Genomic DNA, 19,547 nt, shown 5'->3' on the forward strand with positions numbered 1-19,547 from the left:
AATTATATATATTTCTAACATTTCAGGTGCACTTTGCTCATAAAGTTTAAAATCTTTTACTCATATCTGATATAATACTTTTCACTAATTCTTTAAAACCTATTAATTACATATTGTTTCAGCATTATTTTTGATTTCAGCCACTTTACTCATTATACTTATAACTTCATTTGTATTATCTTTAAATAGTATAGAAATATTTCCTATACCTCTAAATGGATCTTCCTTAAGGGTTTTATTATCATCAATGAATCCATTTTTAACCACATAATCAATTATGAGTTTTACAAAATGTATCTGCTTAGTATTTAAATTTTCATCATTTAAGAACTCAGAAAATAATTCATTTGCTATATTTCTATCTAAGCCTACCATTTTTCTTACAAGTTTATTAACAGGCATGTCTCCGAACTCTTTTTCATAGTCTGCTCTTGTTCCAAGTTCTTGCCACATAATTGATTCTAAAGTTTGTAAATCTTGTTTGGTTAATTGTTTATTATTTTTAAGCTTATATATAGCAAGTTCATTTTCATGTTCTTTAAGATAATATTCTACTTTTTTTCTATAATTTTTGAGCTCATTATCATTATACATAGCTCCATGAGATTCCTCATTTATTATCATATCTTCAAAATCAGTATAATAAATTTTTTGATTAGTTCTTCTTAAATACTTTAAAAGTTCTCTTAAAGCACTTCTCAATTCATCTAATTCAAATAAATCTACATCTTCCCAAAATTCATTCTCTCTAACCTTATCTATAATATACTTTTGCTGTTGAATTTCTGGTATAGTACCAAGCTTTGATAGACTTTCCGCTGTTTCTATAACACTTTTTATTGGTCTTGTTGCATTATTTCCTTGGAGATTGGCAAGCTCTATTGTATACATTAATATATCAAATCTTTTTGCAAATTCATCATCCTTTAATTTACTTATTAATGGGGATATATGTTCCTTAATATCCTGTGTACTAATAGCTCCAAGGCTTTGCCATTCATTTTTATTTTTATATTTTTGAACATATCTTATATTCATTTTTACCATAAAATTGTCTTCATTTAAACTATTTATATCTTCCATTAAATCCTTTAACAATTCATTTCTATAACTAACATATTCTTCATCTGAATATCTTAAATCTTGCAATTCTTTTATTAAATCCAGTTTAAGATTAAATATTCTTTCACTCAAAGTCTGTCCTAGGTTACCTTTAAAACCTTTTGGATTCATTCTAAAGAATTCAAAATTATTGCAGAAATCAAAAATTAAAAATTTATCCTTATGTTGTCCAATACCTAATAAATCTTCACAAAGTCTTGTACCTCTTCCTATCATCTGCCAAAATTTAGTCTTAGATCTTATCTTTTTAAAGAAAACAAGATTTAAAATTTCTGGAATATCAATACCTGTATCAAGCATATCAACACTTATAGCTATTTGTGGTATTTTATCTTTATCAGAAAAATCATCAATTACACTCTCTACATAATTAATTTGATTATCTATAACTTTTGCATAGTTTGAACTAAGTTCTGGATATAATATATCAAATCTTTATTTAATAGCTTCTGCATGTTTATGACTTTTAGCAAAGATTATAGTTTTACCTAACTTTTCATTTCCTTCAATTCTTAGTCCCTTTTCCATAAGTTTATTTAAAACTAAATCTATTTTATCAGCATTAAATAGCCACTGATTAATAGCAGAACTGTATATTTCTTCTCCGACATTTTCATCTTTATCAAATTTATCTTCATATTCTTCCTTATCTTCATCGGATAATTCATCATATTTAATTCCATCTTCCATTATTTTAGACTTAACTTCTATGGTTTCATATTCTACAAGGAATTCATCTTCAACTGCCTTATCAAATTCATAAGCATAAGTTGGAACTCCATTTTCCATATCAAAAACCCCATATGTATTCTTGATTCTTCTGGATTATCTTTGCTATCTAGTAAATTGCAAAGAGAAAGATCTGGAAGCAAATTTGAAAAATTCTTTTTAGCCTGTTTAACAAGGGCTGTCCTGTCTGCCAAAAATAATATATTCTTTACCCAATTATGCCTTGTTAATACATCCACTAAAGAAATTGCTGTTCTAGTTTTACCAGTTCCTGTTGCCATAACTAATAAAAACTTTCTCTTTCTTCTCTCTAATTCCTCACAACATGCAGTTATAGCTTCTTTTTGATAATATCTATTTGATATTTCATCCTTTATATTTATATTTCTTAAAGGCTTCTTTTGAGTTCTTCTGTCAATCATAAGCTGAAGCTCATCTTTTTTAAAGAAACCATAAATTCTTCTTTCAGAATAGTCATTATAATCATCCCAAATATATGTTTCCAATCCATTGGTATAGAAAATAACTGGCCTAACATTATATTGTCTTTCTATGCAATCCGCATAGAATTTAGCTTGCTCACGACCTATCTTAGGATCTTTACTTGTTTTCTTTGCTTCTACTACTGCAAGGGGCTTTCCATTATCACCATATGAGACATAATCAGCGTAACCTTTTTCTGCATTGTTGGGCATACCAAAAAGTTTTATTTCTTCTCCAATATCTTTATTAAAATCCCATCCTGCAAGTTTAAGTTCCACATCTATATAAATTTTTCTGGTGTGAAACTCACTTATTTCATCTATATCAAAATCATAATTTTCTTTGTTGTCTTTTCTCTTTTGGGTTATTTCTTTTCTAATCTCTTCATTTTCTTTTATGATCTCTTCTAGTTTTTTATCCTTTGAACTTAGCTTGTCATATAAATCTTTAAGTTCCTCCGGTCTTACTCTCTTTTCCTCACCCTGAAGTAAAGCATTTTCATCAAATTTCTTTTCTTTATAGTCATCTCCATAGCAGTAATCAATCCAATTAATAAATTGATATAAATTATGTAATGATAAAATAGCCTCTTCTCTTGTTACGTTTTTATTAGTATGTACTGCCACATTACCTAAACTAATTACAAACTTAAGTAAAGGTAACATTTCACTATCAATAAGTTCTAAAAAACTACCACTATGTATTAAACTACTTATATTATCCCTATATGGAATACCTAAATCCTCATCAAAACTATATACCCATTTAACCGCAAGTTCCAAAGCTCTTCTACTCAAAATAGCTGTAGTTGATGGGCTTACTAATATGCTCTTTTCTGCCTCAATACAAGCATCTGAAAATGCATTAAATTCTTCTTTAAACTTTAAAAATTCAAAGTTAGTACACAAAGGTCTCATCCCCCTTTTAGTGACATATATTATTATTTTCTATGAATATATTACCATATTAAAACAATATTTGACACAAAAAAGTCTTGGATTTTCTCCAAGACTTTTTTTGTATGGTTAAATAGAATTTTTTGTATTAAAAAAGACTAAAAATATCTTTCTAATTCTTCTACAGAATTTAGTTCAAATATATCTATTGCAATCAACTCTATTGTTTCTTTTGGAAGTATTTTTATTTTTTCTTTATACTCATTATGTACTTTTTTAAATTTTTTCATTAGTTGCTTAATTAAAAGTTCAGCTTTTCCTTCTTCTTTACCTTTTTCAATTCCTTGCTTTATACCTTTCTCGATTCCCTCTTGTATTAAGCTTTTACCAAGTTCAGTCATTCTTAATTCCTCCTTTACCTTTTCTAAATCTCTTCCACTTAAAAATTTATTTGCAAAGGCATACAATATGGATTCTACGTCATATTTATAATCTTTATTTATATCTTTTACTATCTCTATAGCATTAAGTATTTTATCTACTGTACTTATATTTCCACCCATAATAGGAGTGAAGGTTAAAGAAATTATATCTTGTTTTGTAATATCTATTCCAGATTTTATTTTTTCTACAATATCATTATATATCTTATCACCATCTCTACTGGCCATGGATATTGAATTTTCTCTAAATTCACTTATTCCTGTTTCTAAAATATTTACTGGATTTTTTATGTTACCGGAATAAACAACATATGTGACTACATCTTTTCCAGTTTGATGACTTAATAATGCTTCATAGGCCCTAAACCTTCTTAAATCTATTTTCCCTTTATTAGTTGTTTGAAACTCAAAATGTATAAAAGTATCATCTTCCATAGGTAAGCTTCTAAATTTTAATTTAGTTAAGCGAACCTACTCATTTGAATAAAATAAAAAGGAGTTTCCTTTAACTCCTAGTCCATAAACATATTTTTAGTCTCTAAAACCACTAACTCTGTTGGGCCAAGTTCCTTAACTTTTTTATTTATTCCAAAGAATTTTAGTCCTTCCTCTGCAAAAAGATCCATTGCTCTTTTCATTATTAAATCTTCATAGTTTGTGGGCTTCATTAGTTCACCTTCCTATATTTCTATTGTATCTTTATTTTAATTCATAAATAACGTTAATTCAAACAAATTTAATATGTACTATGATTTTTGATTACATTTAAATAATCTATAATACAAGCTCTTAAGCCCACAAAAATAATTGGACAATTACTTTTATGGGCTTAGGAGATACCTATTAATTTAAAAATTACACTATTAAACACAACTTTGTATAAATCTAATAAGTAACTGATATAGTTTATATAAAACTTATTACTATTCCAACTAAAATTACTGTTGGTAAATAAAATACACATTCTGATATTGATAAAAAACACTTGGCATACATAGTCTTATCTGATAATAAATCATCTGTTATTTTCATTGAAAAGTCAATTTTGTCTTCTTCTAAACTCCTAACTTTATCATATAAGTTTCTGTACTTACGCTCTTGTTGTAAATAATACGTATCTAATATCCAAAATACTATTAAAGGGATATATGTTATAAGAAAGAATTTCTGGTTACTATCTTTAGCTGAAAGGGCAAAAATACCAGCTACTAATGTTATTGACCATCCTTTTAATAAAAATGAATTTGAAGCCATTCTTTTAATAATTTCTTGAATCATTTCCAGATGCTTAATTTTCTTATCCATTTAAAGTAACCTCCTTTATGCTATTTATTAAGTTTATATATTTCATAGTCACCTATATTTTCATTTATTTCAATTGCTATATTAATATATTTATTAACATCTTCTATAAAATCGTCCCATTTAACACTATAAATATAAGATGAATGCCCTATATATACTGTTTTAGTGCTACATTCTTTCAGTGTCTTATTTTTTTGATTAAACATATTCTTTTGTAAAATTTTAAATAGTATAGGTGTATTTAACATTCTACATGTACAATTTCCACAGCTATTATCTTCAATATAGTAACTATAACTTCCAAATTCATCTGGAATAACTACTGCTAAAACTGCATTAGTAGCACTTGTTCTTCCATTTCTAGTGTGTTCTTTTAATGAATAAGATATTTCCCATGGTATCCATTGATCTTCTTCCAACGCATAATACCCTTTCATATTCTTTGAAATTAAAACTATAGTTATACTACTATCATATATCTTATCACGAAGTTTAGATGCAATTGTACTTTCTTTAAAGTCACTCAAATCTTCTCCGTCTTTTTCCCCTTTATTTGTGTTCTCTTCTCCTATTTTTTCTTGTAATATATCTACATAATCTCTTACTTTGGTATCGTATTTGTAATTTACCATTCTAACTCTATTATCAGCATATTTATACGATACAAATATTTTTCTCCCCATCACATACCATCTCCTATATTAATTTCTAATACTTACAATGCATAATTAGGCATTGCAACAACTGAATATTCAATGTCATTTTTAGTTACATCTTCAAAATTCATAAATTTTATATTGTCCATTTTTATTTTCAAATGTGTTCCAAGCTCAATATTATCCATTTCAATCGTTTTATTATTGTCACTTACCACAGCTGGAGCAATAAAAAATTCTTTTTTAACTTCTACTTGCTTTTTAAATATAGCTAAATTATTTCTAAATACATTAATATCCATATATTGATATCTCGAAAATATCGCAAAAAACGTTTCATCAACAAAAAAGCCTTGTTTTTCTGCCCTTTTTATACATTCATCCATATTAGTAGTTATGTGTACAAAATACCCATCAGCTCTACCTACATTCTTTTTTTCAATAATAGAAATTTCTATATCTTTAAATACATTTTCACCACAAAGTTTTTTCCAATCTTTAAATATCTTACTTGCACTTTCTTTATCCTTGTATAATAAAGCCATTAAAGGTGGGGTTTCATTTCTAGGATCAAATTTATATGCTACACCACTCCATTTTGCTTTATCCCAAGACTTTAAGTCAATCATTGACGTAACAAACATATTTTTTCTTTCTTTGGGTGGTAATATATTCTCTCCTACTTTACCAAGTGGTGGTTTTATAGTATTTTTTATACCCTTTAACCTATTGCATAGCTTCTTAAAGTCTTTTCCTCTATCTACATAATAATATGTTGAGCTTTGTAGTGGCTTCAATATCTTTGTAGTACTATAATCATTAAATATTATTGGTATAAACTTCGTATTGTTACAACATGTTTCATATAGATATTGATATATAATATTCAACTCCCAATTTACACCTTTTCCTCCTCCAGATTTGAAATTCATTACCTTATCATAGTATAACTGTGTACATACTATAAGTACATAATCTGAATTTTCAATTTGATTATCCATCCATCTTGGCCATCCTTCTGGTGGACTCTCTTCATATTGATCAATATTTGCATCTATATTATAACTTCTTAAGGTATTTGAAAACTCTAATACCTTATCTGCAAATTGTTCTGTATCATGAGCATATGATATAAATACTTTAACTTTAGGTATAACCATACATGTTCCCCCTTAATACCTCTTATTCAAATAACTCACACTTAAAAGCTCTTTGCATCAATGAATTAAAGCTATTTTCTAATTCTTCTAAGCTCTCCTTCATTTCAAATTTCAATTTGTCTATTTGATTAAATGACTCAGCAAATTCATTTTGTAGCTCAATTGGTGGAAATATAAATTCTAACTCTGACAATTGCCCTTTACTCAAAATTCCTTTTAGTGACATATTAATTGTACTTTGTATATATTTTTGTGATAAATTAAATTGCTCAAACATGAAAGACACATTATTGGTTAATGGTTCAATTCCATTTATTTGCTGATTAAAGGCTACCTTTCTATTAGCTATGGCAACATCACCAATACACTTAACACTTCCAGCAATACAGGTCATTAATATACTATTTTCCTCTACACTTCTACCTACCTCTAACCCCTTTTCAGATAAGTATTCTCGTGCTTTAGTTAAGTAAATGCCACTATCTTTTATATTGTCAGATTTAATCCACTCAATATAATCTCCATAATACTCTTCAACTTTTCTTGATGGAGTATTACCTGTAATAATATTACATTCATCAGATAATTTTTTCTTTTCCCATCCTTTTGGATTTAAAATAGGATCACCAAACATCTCTATAACTCTCGATTTAGCTAATTCATCCAAAGCTTCTATTTGAGCTTTTCTTTTATCTATTAAGTATTGAGCTTGGTCTAGTATATTTACTATCTTTTGTTGAACTTCAACTTTAGGAACATTTATTTTAATCTCTTGTATAGTTTTAACTGATAAATGTTTAACTGTAACAAAAGAAGTAGCATCTTCTATTTTTTTCAATTCAAAAGGTAGAATTCGATATATATAATCATCTAATAAAACATTACTCACACTTTTTATTTTACAAACTCTTTGATTTAATAATGCTTTTCCACCATTACATTTTTTTATTACAAAATTACCATCCATACTAATTAACATTTCACAATCTTTAACAACATATTTTTTATCGTACTCCCCTGAATAATATGTGTTTGATTTTCCAACATTTACATCTCTTATCCGTATGATTGGCATACCTTCATTTTTATCGTTAAACAAATTAGATTTAAAAGCATACCCAGAATCAATTTTCACTAATTTTCCTGATTTACATTCCATATTACATACCTCATTTTTCTTTTTAAATGAAACTTCAATCACTTAGTTCTTTATTGTTCTTTCTAATATTTATCTATTCAATAAACAAATATTTAGGTTTACAAATGTTCACTAGCTCATCTTTTTCTACTTTCTTTCCAATACTATTAATATATTTTTCATATGTATATTCTATTGAATTTAATATTTCTTCAATGGTTAAACTCGGGTTATTTTTCTTATAATGTATTATTAGTCCTAAAATGTTATTGTTATATTGATATAATCTTAGGGTTTTATAATTAATATTTTTAATATCTCTATTTCCTGAATGTATTAAAATATTTCTATATCTATAAATTCTGATTAAATCCATTTCTACTTCTATAGATAGCTTTTTTATTAAACCACTTCTAATTTTCCCATCAGATAATAGAGAACCTATTTCAGCTATACTTCTTTTCAATACATCATTAAATGCAAATTCTTCAATTATATCTTTTCCTCTTATAGAAACAAAATTTATAAATTTCTCCAGATCATATCTATATTCATCTTCATCAATTCTGCAATTTTTTATTATTTCACCAACAATTTTATAAGACGAAGATTTATATTGATTTAAACTATTCCAAAATAAATTTATTTTATCTTTTAATACATATAAGCAACAAACTTTTGGAACTATATCTTTAGCTTTAGCTATTATACTATCACCTTTATGAAAAGTTAGCATATACTCAAGAACAGACCAAAGATTTATTAATCTATTTTCTTTAGATTGCTTCTTTTGACCTTTAATTATATTTATAGCTCTTTGTATATTAGGAATTTCATCAACGCCTATTTTTTTAATATATACTTTATCTCTATATAATATAAAATCCTTTATATCTCCTTTTTCTCTTCTCTCCGATTCATGAAAAAGTATATTTTCGTCATACATTTCTTTTCTTAATTTTTCATAAACACCATCTGATACTTTAACTACTATCTTATCATTTAAAATAATTTCAGCATTATCACTTAAATAATTTATCACTTTAGTTATGCAAAATAAAAATCTAAATTGGTAAAACTACCAAAAAATAAATATGGCATACTTTCTCTCACTGTGTTATATAAAAGTTACCATACAAATATAAACACAGGAGGTAAAAAGTATGCCAAGTACTAATATTGTATCCATTAATAATGAACTTTACAATTACTTAAATGATGTAAATTATGGAATGTCTAAGCCTCAATTTAATCATTTAACCAATATTGCCAATGGATTAATTAATTTACCTGGCACTAAAACTTTATCTGAAATTGCTAAAAATGTGTTGTCATCAAAAGATAAAAGTTGTATTTATAGATTTTTAAGCCATTCTAAATGGGACCATAGTCTTCTGAACAACAATAGAATTAGCTATTTAAACTTTTTCCTTGAGCATAATATTAAACCTAAATCCGTAGGATTTTTGATTATAGATGATACTGTAAATCCCAAGAAATCAGCAAAGAAAATGCAAGGATTATCTTATAATTACTCTCATACAGAAGACAAAAATATTTGGTCACATTGTGTGGTTACTTCAAATTTTGTTGTAAATGATAAATCTATTCCTTTACAATATAAACCTTACTATAAAAAGGAATTTTGCAAAGATTTAAATAAAAATTTTAAATCTAAGATTGATATTGCAAAAAATTTTATAACTTCTTTTAAAACTCCATCTAATTGTGAAAAAATGTATTGTCTTATGGATTCATGGTATACAAATAATAATTTAATAGAAGCATCTTTAGCAAAGGGCTACCACCTAATAGGAGCAATTAAATCTAACAGAAAAATATCTCCATTAGGAATTTCAATGCAGTTATCAAAATTTGAAAAATTCCTTAGTCCTAACACCTTAGACCTTGTTACAGTTGAAGGTAAGGACTATAGAGTATATACCTATGAAGGTAATGTTTCTAAATTCCCTTATGCTAAAATACTTATTTGCTATGAAGTCACCCATGATGGATTCAAGAACCCAGTATATTTGCTGTCTACCGACATCTTATTAAATGCAGAAACTATAATTAAATATTATTCTCACAGATGGACTATAGAAACTTCATATAAATATTTAAAAAGCAATTTAGCTTTTGATAAATATAGAATGCGTAGCATTTTGTCTATAGAACGATATTTTCTTATAGTGTTCTTAATCTATAATTTTTTAGAATTATTTAGAGTTAGTTCCAACCACGGAGATTTTAAGACTATAGGTGAAACTCAGAAATATCTAAACAGCCTGACGGCAAAAGCACTTGTGTGCTTTATATATGAAAAATCAAAACAGAATATTGAACTAAAAGATATTTTATGTGAGCTAAAAATCCCTTAGAGTTTTTAAAAATTCATCATATAAAATTGGGCAAGTGTTTTCATATTATATGGATAATATATCATAATAAGTATAATATAGTCTCAATAGGTAATTTAGCTTTTGAAATTGCCTAACTAAAGTTATCATTTGAAAATATGATACTATAGAATCAATTATTATTTCCAATCCTTTATAATAATCTTTAGCCTTAATTTTTATACTATAAACATTGATATCCTGTCCGTACTGAAGATAATTTTTAGTTTCTTTTTCATCTTTAATATTGATTAATGATAAAGCACTATATTCTTCTGTTTTCATTATTAAATTACAATTCAAATATATTGTCTCATCTAATGATATCTTACTTTTTATAGTTAAATAATACTTAAAATCAGTCTCTTCTTTAAATAGCTGGCCAAATAAATCTATTACTTCATCTATATCATCCTGTTCACATCCATTTAATCTGTTTGGAATGTAAGAATTATACCATTTTTCTAAGTATTTCAATGAAAATCCATCATATAATAATTCACTAATCATAGCTTGTATAATTCCATCCATTTCTTCGTAACCATAAGTATTTTTAACTACTTTCACTAAATAATCATATATATTATCATTATCTATTTTCTTAACTATGGACTTGCATTTATTATAAATTTTTATCTCATCAAATTGATTCAAACTACCATCTTGAACCTTTTCTAAATCTTTTATTAAAAAATCTATCTCTTCTTTGTATATTTTTTTCTTATGAAATACACTTTCCTTCAAATAAAAAATTATAGCTACTATTAAATCTTTTTTAGCTTTTATAAGCAATTTATTTTCTAAATCATGTATAATATCTTCATAAATATTTATATAATCCCATAATAATTCCCTTATACTAGGTTGTAATTTTTTTGATAAAATCTTATTTTCATTTGATATATACTTTTTAAGCCCAAAAATAAAATATTTTTTAGCTGAATACATTTTTTCTTTTTTAATTTTTTTGTCTTCATCTGAATATACTTTTTCTTTTTTATCCATTTGCCACCTCTAACTCTTATTTATATTTTATCGCATTTACTTGACAATCATGGTATTATATTATAATATAATGCATATACTGTTATTAGAGAAGAATGAGTGCCGCTCTCGTGGAAATGGGTTACCTTGGTAATTCCCCCCATGATGATTGCACTCTTTATTTATTTTCTACTCATCTATCATTCTTTCTACCTCATCTATTCCTTCAGTTATCTCTTCTTCCAATTTCTTAACTCTCTCTAATATAACCTTAGGCTCATCATAAACTACTTCTTCATATTCCATCTATTTATACTTATTAATGGATAAATCATAGTTATTTTCTCTTATTTCATCTACTGGTACAAAGAAGGATTGTTCTGTTCTTTTTCTATCTTCTTCTTTATCTAGATTATTAAATCTTTCTATTATATCTGGTATATCATTATCTTCAATAGTGTTTCTCTTATCATCTAAGGAATATCCATCTGCTTTCATATCATAGAACCAAACTTTATCTGTTCCACCAGTACCTGTTTTAGTGAATATCATAATTGCTGTAGATACTCCTGCATATGGTTTAAACACTCCACTTGGCATGCTTATTATAGCTTCAAGTTTATTGTTATCGACTATTTCACGTCTTATATCCTTATGTCCTTTAGTTGAACCAAATAAAACCCCATCTGGAACAATGGATGCACATCTTCCACCGGTTTTTAATATTCTTAAAAATAATGCTAAAAACAATAATTCTGTTTTCTTTGTTTTGCTGACTTTTAAAATATCTGCTGAAACCGCTTCGTAGTCTAAACTGCCTTTAAATGGAGGGTTTGCAAGTACTAGAGTATACTTTTCGCTATCTTTATTAGTTTCTGAAAGTGAATCTTTATACTCAATATTAGGGTTATCCACCCCATGAAGCATCATGTTCATGGCACCAATTCTAAGCATAGTTCTATCCATATCAAATCCATTAAACATCTTATTATTAAAATGCTCTTTTAATACCTCAACAAAAAATAGATCATTATGATTTGTTCTTAAATATTCTTCTGCTCCAACTAGAAAACCTGCTGTACCCATGGCTGGGTCTACTATAATATCCTCTGGTGTTGGTTTCATTAATTCTGCCATCATTTTTATTATGTGTCTTGGAGTTCTAAATTGTCCATTTGTACCTGCCGTAGCTACCTTGGATAATAAATATTCATAAAGGTCTCCCTTAGTATCTTTCTCCCCTATTTCAAGATTATCTATTGCATCAACTATTTTAGATAACATAAGTGGAGTTGGTATTTTAAACATAGCATCCCCCATATATTTTGAGTATGCAGATTGTTTATCTCCATGAATGTCTTTTATAAAAGGAAAAACTTCTTGTGATACTATCCTATACATTTCCCCTGCCTCAATATTTTTAAATTTACTCCATCTTAAATACTGCCTATCACTTGGAAACATTCCCTCAAAGGGTATACCAAGTAATTCAGCATCATTTTCTCCTAATATTTCGTTATCATCTAAATCTTTTACAAATAAAAAATATGTAAATTGTTCTATAACCTCTAATGGATTACTTATACCACCAGTCCAAAAGGTTTCCCAAATTCTATCTACTTTGCTTTTTAACTCACCTGTAATCATTTATTGCCTCCAGTATTATTTATATTATTATGGATTGTCAGACTAAAAAAATTATATACAATATATTGATTTACAAATTTAAAATTATAACAATATATTTCAACACTTCTTCTTAGTGCAACAACCCTTTTTGTTTTAATAATTTTCTCTTACTTTATATGTAAAAAATAATTGCATTAGTTTATACTAATGCAATTATATTATAACCTTATTTTTTTATGTTTTCCACGCTTTTCGACAAAGCTTTTCTTTCCTAAACATGTGTTAGTCATATACATAATATTATTTTCATTATAACAAAATCATTTTCTATGTCCAATGGTGTATTATAATCTGTGCTCCACGTTCCAGACTATTTAAGTAATCTCTTATACTACCCATCTATCCATATCTTCCTATTTTAATATGATCATATACACAATCTGGAAAGTAATCATAATTAATGCTGGTATTATTTGATTCTTTATAACTCCCATTCTATCTTTCATATCAAGCATAGCAACTGGAACAATATTAAAGTTCGCTGCCATAGGTGTACATAATGTTCCACAATATCCTGCTGTAAGTGCAACCATACCAATTACAACTGGATTAGCTCCATACGCTAATACAAAAGGAGCACCAATACCTACAGTCATAACAGTTATAGCCGCAAATGCATTCCCCATAATCATAGTAAATAACATCATGCCTAGTCCATATACAATAATACCTACATTAACATTTCCTTTTGGAATAATATTGCCCACTAAAGAAGCAATTACATTTCCAACTCCAGCTGCTGTAAATATAGCTCCAAGACTAGCTAAAAGCATAGGTAACATACTAAGTGGTCCAACTACAGATAATAATCTCTCAGAATCTCTTAAAAAAACCTTTGGTTTATTTTTAGGAGAGAACATCATCAACAAGATAACAGATGCAACAATTCCTACACCTACTCCAACCAATGCTCCCATCTTTGTAAAAATAGCAAATATAATTGCGAACACACCAATTACTAATGCAGGAATAAATATTTTCATTCCAATTTTATCAAAAGCATCTTTTGTTTCTTCTTGAGTAGGAGTATGAATTTTTCCAATCTTAACTTTACCTAAAATTGATGGAACCGTCATAATAACAATCAATATTCCGTTACCAATTGGTGGAATCCATCTACCAAATGAAAGCACAATACCTAATGAACACCAAAAGATTGCCGTTCCCGCTCTAGAGGGATTTTCTTCATCCATTGCATTTTTAATACCAGTATAAATTGTAATTAAACCAATCACAATATAAATAACTTCTAAAAGTTTATTTGCTAGTAAAATTTTTGGATCCATAAAAAAATTCATATTATTTTTCCCCTCCTTCTACATCATAATATTTCTTAGAAAGCTTTTTATCTTTTAAATAGTAATAAATAATTGCTACAAGAGTACCAACAACAGCTACTGGAATTTCTACCTTAACTAAATCAATCAATTCCACCTTATAACCAAGAGAAGCCAATGTTGATTGTACTAATAGTCCACCTGCTCCACCTACAAATAATACTTGGCAGAAAAACCATGCAACATTCTCCATACCTGAAGCCATTCCTTTTATTTCTTCCAAGTGTTTTTCATTTATATCTTTTCCAGAAGCTTCAATTGCACCTGTTGCCATAGGCATAATAATAGGTCTTACAAAACCTGCAACTCCACCGAAGCTTACATTAAATGCAGCAAAAATACCTCTCATAATACCATACATACCAATAACCATACCTGGAGATGCGCCTTTTACCTTACCTATAAGCTTTGCAGCAGCTTCTTTCAAACCATTTCTCTCCAAGGTTCCTGTAACTAACATTATCAATATAAATATTGCCATACTTCGATTGGCAACAAAAGAATTTCCGAAAGTTTCTAGAAGACCTGTGATGCCAAGCCCCCCAACAAGTGCTGTCACTACTGCAGCACACAATATAATCAAAATAGAATCTTTCTTAAGAGCGAAACCAACAATAACAATAAGAATTCCTACTAATTTAATAAGTTCCATATTTTCCATCTCCTTTTATATTACTTATTTTTAAGTCATACTAAACAATTATTGGTCTATGTCTTATATAACTTATCAAAACCTTATCTTCTGTTATTTCACATTTACTCTCCAATAAAGGTGTACAGTTCATAAGCATTTTAATTACGGCTTCATCATGAATTACATGTGTTTTCCCACAAAGATTCAAATACTCTCCTTGAGCTGTTTCATCTGCAACCTCACTTGTATAACATACAGTTGTTATCCAAGGAAAACGTATGGATGGGTATCGATGTAGAGGATCAAATTTAAATGGAATCCAATAATTAATCATATTGTTATAATAATCAGCAGGAAATAATTTTGGCATCCATCCATGAGCATACTTCTCAAATTTTGTCATCCATTCTTTGTTCCACATTGTAATTTTATCATCTTGTGCAATTGCATTAGCAATTACCTCTTCTATTTTCTTATTTACTGAATAATTTCCCTTATATTCATCATCTGTCACTGTCCAAAAATATCCATATAATAAAGAACGAGGTAACCAAAAACCTTTATAGGAAGGGGATGTATATCCTGAAAATTGTTGTTCCCATTCATGGCTTGGAACTCCATGATTATCAACAACTACATCCGGTAGATATTTATTCCATAATCTTGTAAATCCCATAGCTTCAGTATGAATTGTATCTAACTTAAAATGTTCACGATAAAACTCTTTTCCTATTGCATTAAATCTAGCAACATGCAATTTCCATTTAGGATTTTCCTTTTGGAGTTCATAATGTATGCAAGTTCCATCCACATTTTCCATTGGTACAATAACAAGATTTAATTTATCTGGAAGATATTTATATTTTTCTTCTGTCAACAATTTTTTTAAAAGCATAAAGGCTGCATTTGTACTAGATACTTCATTTGCATGATGTCTAGAATTAATAATTTGTGAAGGAAGATTTGTAATACGTTTTGTTCTTGAAACATATCCTTGTTCTTTTGGAAGTATCTCAATTGCATAAATATCTCTTCCTAAATAAGATGTAGCTATAGAATATACATTAATTCCAGGTACATATTTTAACTTGTCTATAATAGATAAATATTGTTCATATCCTATTAGAGTATCTTCCATTAAATCAATATCTAAAATACTTAGATTTTTTTCTGGATCTTTTTGTTCCATAATTGAAGCGGCATAACAATTTTCTTCAGTAATTATTTTCAAAGTTTTTATATGGTTAAATTCTTTACTGACTTTAAGTAACTTATGCTCTAAAAGATACATATAGCTTTCAATGAGTCTCTCTTCTTTAATATTAGTTTTTAAAAATGCGGTAATTTCACCATCTTTATAACCTAATTTTTTTATATATAGCTCTACTTCATATCTTTTTAAATCACTTGTTATTAATTTATTCTTTGATTTTATACAAGGTATTTTTTCTAATTCATCATATAGTGTTACCTTAAATGTTGGTTTCCCCATTTTCTTCTTTATAATTGGAAGAATAAGTCCTGGTGCATCTAATAAAATATTTCTACTTTCTGTACCATAAATTTTAAAATAATCTGCTCCTACAAAATACATATCTTCATGTAAAGAATCTAATGAGGAAATCAAATCTTCTCTGTAAGGTAAAGAATAATCTGGCTCACTTGCATTTACTTCTAAACGTAGTTGAGAAAAAAATGGCTGTGTCTCTATGCTAATATTTCCCTCTGTTTTTCTCTCAATGAATCTTTTACAATCTGGCAATACTTCTTTTTGATATATATTCCAAATATTTTCTACATCTGTTGCTATATATTCATTAAGCACCTGAGTTCCATTTATGATAACCTTTATAAATCCTGTTGAAGGATGTACTTTTCCCATCTCTGGATAATCATCTAAATAAGGTCTTTCTGAATATGCAGCTTTGTAAACTGATGTAAATATTATTTCTCCCTTATCCGTAAGTGCTTTCACATTGTAAGTTATATCTTGTTGCCCCTTATATGGTACAAATTTAACTTCCTCCCTATGGATTCCAAGCTTATTTGCAATAATATCATCTATAGGATACAATTCTTGTAAATAACGGATGGGAATATCAAACCATTTATCAGGATCATCTACCTTTACATTATTATAAGATGGAATAGCCCCATCTTCATCTGACCATTCTGTTACCCCTAATGGAAGAAATGGTTTAAAGGCAATTTCTATATTTTGTACTTTCTTATTCTCCAATTGTGGAAGTATTACTTCTTCAATCCATGAAAAGCCTTGTTTATATGCACATAGTATTTGGATTTTACTTAACTTCACTTCTCTTTTCTTAAGTTCTGCATCTATTTCATTAGTTAAGCAATTTCTAACATCAACTTCTTCACTAAGTGCACCATAAATTTCAACTTCATCTCCTGACTTTAAATTATCATATACTTTTTCTTTTAGAATATTTTTAAAAACATCCACTTCCCAAGGTATATCATAGGATTTTTCATATATCTTCTTTTTTTCTTTATGATTTTTAAATTCTGTCTCTGGAAAAGTTGGTTGAATTTCACTTAATACTTCTTGAATCTTTGGAGACACATATGCCGTGATATCTCCTTCTAGTTCTTTTTCATATGCCTTTAGATATGATAATTGTCCATCTAAATTCTTCATCACAAAACTATCTGTCATATCTTGAAGATGGTCTACCCAATTCCTGCCATTACCTAGTAAAGGAAAGGACTCACATATATGAGCTGAAAACTTTTCAAGTTCTTCTCCTTGACCATATACACGTACAATTTTTCTTTCTTCATTTTCTGTGAATTCCATTCCACATTTACTATCTTCCTCAAAAACTAGTAGGTTACCCTTGCAATCTTCCTCAACTATAATTGGGCCTTCATAAGCAGTGGTCTCCATTCCAAAGCGAAAGGCAAAATTACATGCTGCTATCAAAATAGAAATATTACAATTTTTAGGAATTACTATTTTAAAGTTTAATTTATCAGGTAATTGATCAAAGTTTTCGTCCTTTAAAAACATTCCATTTAAAAATAAATATTCTAACCCTTTTTTCTTTCTCCAATCAAAGTCCAAAATTGGTTTGGCTTTTTTAGTGGATGAGTTATAATCTTCTGGCCACTTTTCAGATGTTGCACTATATATTTTCTTTAAATCAGTCAAACTATCTGGAACTTTTATTCCTCCCTCTTTAGATGTCACTGGGAACTTTGCAAAAGTAGAATAAAAACCATTTATTAAACTCATTTCAACAGCATTTTTCTTTTGTTTCCAGCTTAAATCTTCTGTTAACCAAATTCTGTCCATTATATTACACCTCCAAACTCAGAAAGTTTTTAATAATAAAAAACTAATACCAAAATTAAAACTATTTTATACTATTATAATTAACATACCTATTTTTTTTATAATTACTCTATCTAAAGGTATATAGTACTGCGTTCCGTACTTTGTTTTTATTTAAAATTATAATAATATTTTATATCTGTGTCAAGTTTATTTGAATTATATTAAAGTTTTTGTATTAAATTTCTGACTATTCTGTCCATTTTTAATTATCCTTTAGAGATTTATATAAAAATCACAAACTTGGATTTTTACTGCAAATTCCAAAGAAAAATTTGCATAATAAATTTTTCTAAAAACTATTTGTTGCTGTTTTATGGAAATTGCAAAAAAATTATTTGTATGTTATTATTCAATTTATAATAAATTCTTACAATTAAGGGAGTATAAGAAATATGGAAATGAAACAAAAATCTAGTGTTAAAGAAAAAATTATAGATACAGCTTGGAAATTATTTTTAGACCAAGGCTATAAAGATACTACTATTAATCAGATCATTGAAACTTCTAAAACATCACGTGGTGCATTTTATCATCATTTTCATGGTAAAGAAGAATTACTGTTCTGCATTGCTTATTATTTTGATGTGGATTATGTAAATTGGTTCAATAAAATTGATCCAAATTTAAAAGCATTAGATAAATTATTTAAATTTAATTTGTTCGTAATGGAAAATCTAGAAAATTCTCCTTATAGATCACTTTTAGCTACCTTATACGGATTACAGGTTACAACAACAGGTCAGCGTCATATTATTAATCCTGAACGAGCATATTATAAAATAATCTCATCTATTATGAAGGAATGTATAGATAATGGTGAGGTTAAAACTTCTCTTTCATATTTGGAATTAACAGAATGGTATTCTATTCTTGAACGAGGGCTTACATATGACTGGTGTCTAAATCAAGGACGCTATTCACTTATCCAATATGGACAACATATGATTGAATCTTTTATAAATATTATAAAAGCATAAAAAATGCAGCAATTTTTCTTAAACATTAGAAATGGGTATTAATTAGGTTAAATTATAATTAATACCCATGCCATATTTACATCAAATTTATATTAGTAAATAAAAAGCAAAGACTACACAAAATAACCTTTATCAAATCATATATAATAATATAGGCCCTGAACAAATTTTTTTACTTTATTTGTTCTCTCTGTGTAATCTTTGCACAGAGCCTAAATACGCAACCAAATTCAC

At 27.7% G+C, this 19,547-nt stretch carries 11 protein-coding genes and 3 pseudogenes; 2 read left to right on the forward strand and 12 right to left on the reverse strand.

Annotated features, from left to right (window positions below):
- Positions 1-102 precede the first annotated feature (102 nt).
- The 7 genes and pseudogenes from NGI68_RS10425 to NGI68_RS10455 form a co-directional block, all read right to left on the reverse strand.
- Positions 103-3,242 (reverse strand): annotated as a pseudogene (locus NGI68_RS10425) (DEAD/DEAH box helicase family protein).
- A gap of 146 nt (positions 3,243-3,388) precedes the next feature.
- Positions 3,389-4,341: pseudogene (locus NGI68_RS10430) on the reverse strand (DUF4351 domain-containing protein).
- Between the two features lie 238 nt (positions 4,342-4,579).
- Entirely contained in the window at positions 4,580-4,978 is a 399-nt protein-coding gene (locus NGI68_RS10435) for a hypothetical protein (protein ID WP_251861423.1), read from the reverse strand.
- A gap of 20 nt (positions 4,979-4,998) precedes the next feature.
- On the reverse strand, positions 4,999-5,661 hold the full coding sequence (locus tag NGI68_RS10440; protein WP_251861425.1) for a TIR domain-containing protein: 663 nt from the start codon (positions 5,659-5,661) through the stop codon (positions 4,999-5,001).
- Between the two features lie 32 nt (positions 5,662-5,693).
- Complete coding sequence (locus NGI68_RS10445) at positions 5,694-6,794, reverse strand: toll/interleukin-1 receptor domain-containing protein (RefSeq protein WP_251861427.1); 1,101 nt, start codon at positions 6,792-6,794, stop codon at positions 5,694-5,696.
- A gap of 22 nt (positions 6,795-6,816) precedes the next feature.
- Complete coding sequence (locus NGI68_RS10450; protein WP_251861428.1) at positions 6,817-7,953, reverse strand: restriction endonuclease subunit S; 1,137 nt, start codon at positions 7,951-7,953, stop codon at positions 6,817-6,819.
- A gap of 73 nt (positions 7,954-8,026) precedes the next feature.
- Positions 8,027-8,974 carry a hypothetical protein gene (locus NGI68_RS10455; RefSeq protein WP_251861430.1) on the reverse strand — a complete coding sequence of 316 codons (948 nt, stop codon included), beginning with the start codon at positions 8,972-8,974 and terminating at the stop codon, positions 8,027-8,029.
- A 121-nt stretch (positions 8,975-9,095) separates the two neighbouring features.
- Between NGI68_RS10455 and NGI68_RS10460 the strand changes: the two genes are divergently transcribed.
- The gene (locus NGI68_RS10460; protein ID WP_251861432.1) at positions 9,096-10,313 is read left to right on the forward strand and encodes an IS701 family transposase; all 1,218 of its coding nucleotides are present in this window, start codon (positions 9,096-9,098) and stop codon (positions 10,311-10,313) included.
- A gap of 45 nt (positions 10,314-10,358) precedes the next feature.
- Here NGI68_RS10460 and NGI68_RS10465 read toward each other — a convergent pair whose 3' ends face one another.
- The 5 genes and pseudogenes from NGI68_RS10465 to NGI68_RS10485 form a co-directional block, all read right to left on the reverse strand.
- Positions 10,359-11,336, reverse strand: a complete 978-nt coding sequence (locus NGI68_RS10465) for a hypothetical protein (RefSeq protein ID WP_251861434.1) — start codon at positions 11,334-11,336, stop codon at positions 10,359-10,361.
- A 168-nt stretch (positions 11,337-11,504) separates the two neighbouring features.
- Positions 11,505-12,962 (reverse strand): annotated as a pseudogene (locus NGI68_RS10470) (class I SAM-dependent DNA methyltransferase).
- A gap of 395 nt (positions 12,963-13,357) precedes the next feature.
- Positions 13,358-14,302 (reverse strand): DUF979 domain-containing protein, encoded by a 945-nt coding sequence (locus tag NGI68_RS10475; RefSeq protein WP_251861436.1) that lies wholly within the window; start codon positions 14,300-14,302, stop codon positions 13,358-13,360.
- 1 nt (position 14,303) lies between these two features.
- Positions 14,304-14,993, reverse strand: coding sequence for a DUF969 domain-containing protein (locus NGI68_RS10480; RefSeq protein WP_251861438.1), 690 nt, complete (start codon positions 14,991-14,993; stop codon positions 14,304-14,306).
- Positions 14,994-15,033: 40 nt separating this feature from the next.
- Positions 15,034-18,294, reverse strand: a complete 3,261-nt coding sequence (locus NGI68_RS10485) for a M14 family metallopeptidase (RefSeq protein ID WP_251861439.1) — start codon at positions 18,292-18,294, stop codon at positions 15,034-15,036.
- Positions 18,295-18,728: 434 nt separating this feature from the next.
- Here NGI68_RS10485 and NGI68_RS10490 point away from each other — a divergent pair, with 434 nt between their 5' ends.
- Positions 18,729-19,313: a TetR/AcrR family transcriptional regulator gene (locus tag NGI68_RS10490; protein ID WP_251861441.1), complete on the forward strand. Its 585-nt coding sequence runs from the start codon at positions 18,729-18,731 to the stop codon at positions 19,311-19,313.
- Positions 19,314-19,547 lie beyond the last annotated feature (234 nt).

This window comes from Clostridium sp. Marseille-Q2269 (assembly GCF_943736985.1).
Lineage (GTDB): Bacteria > Bacillota > Clostridia > Clostridiales > Clostridiaceae > Clostridium_F.

Bases quoted from the DNA above. Each gene is read 5' to 3' on its own strand.
- NGI68_RS10485 (WP_251861439.1), bottom strand. From the start codon at position 18,294: ATGGACAGAATTTGGTTAACAGAAGATTTAAGCTGGAAACAAAAGAAA.
- NGI68_RS10440 (WP_251861425.1), bottom strand. From the start codon at position 5,661: ATGGGGAGAAAAATATTTGTATCGTATAAATATGCTGATAATAGAGTT.
- NGI68_RS10445 (WP_251861427.1), bottom strand. From the start codon at position 6,794: ATGGTTATACCTAAAGTTAAAGTATTTATATCATATGCTCATGATACA.
- NGI68_RS10450 (WP_251861428.1), bottom strand. From the start codon at position 7,953: ATGGAATGTAAATCAGGAAAATTAGTGAAAATTGATTCTGGGTATGCT.
- NGI68_RS10475 (WP_251861436.1), bottom strand. From the start codon at position 14,302: ATGAATTTTTTTATGGATCCAAAAATTTTACTAGCAAATAAACTTTTA.
- NGI68_RS10460 (WP_251861432.1), top strand. From the start codon at position 9,096: ATGCCAAGTACTAATATTGTATCCATTAATAATGAACTTTACAATTAC.
- NGI68_RS10490 (WP_251861441.1), top strand. From the start codon at position 18,729: ATGGAAATGAAACAAAAATCTAGTGTTAAAGAAAAAATTATAGATACA.
- NGI68_RS10465 (WP_251861434.1), bottom strand. From the start codon at position 11,336: ATGGATAAAAAAGAAAAAGTATATTCAGATGAAGACAAAAAAATTAAA.
- NGI68_RS10435 (WP_251861423.1), bottom strand. From the start codon at position 4,978: ATGGATAAGAAAATTAAGCATCTGGAAATGATTCAAGAAATTATTAAA.
- NGI68_RS10480 (WP_251861438.1), bottom strand. From the start codon at position 14,993: ATGGAACTTATTAAATTAGTAGGAATTCTTATTGTTATTGTTGGTTTC.